The organism is Enterobacter sp. E14S (assembly GCF_055666685.1).
Genome location: NZ_JBVODQ010000028.1, coordinates 1 through 407 on the forward strand (window position 1 = coordinate 1; position 407 = coordinate 407).

A 407-nucleotide genomic window follows, 5' to 3' on the forward strand; every position below is an offset into this window, starting at 1 on the left:
GCCGGGTCAAAGGTTCATATCACCTCGCCGGCGCTTTTCGCAGATTAGCACGTCCTTCATCGCCTCTGACTGCCAGGGCATCCACCGTGTACGCTTAGTCGCTTAACCTCACAACCCGAAGCTGTTTCACTTCTGATTGCGAAAATTTGAGAGACTCGAACACACATAACATGTGTGTCGTTTCAATTTTCAGCTTGATCCAGATTTTTAAAGAGCAAAACTTCTTAATGCACTCAAAAGTACATTCAGAAGTTCATCATTCATCAGACAATCTGTGTGAGCACTGCAAAGGCAGGTTCTTTAAGGTAAGGAGGTGATCCAACCGCAGGTTCCCCTACGGTTACCTTGTTACGACTTCACCCCAGTCATGAATCACAAAGTGGTAAGCGCCCTCCCGAAGGTTAAGC

At 46.9% G+C, this 407-nt stretch carries 2 rRNA genes; both read right to left on the reverse strand.

Features of this window, described 5'->3' with window-relative positions:
- Positions 1-108: ribosomal RNA gene (locus tag ACZ6J2_RS21825) — 23S ribosomal RNA — on the reverse strand; the annotation flags it as partial.
- A 198-nt stretch (positions 109-306) separates the two neighbouring features.
- Positions 307-407 (reverse strand): 16S ribosomal RNA (locus ACZ6J2_RS21830); the annotation flags it as partial.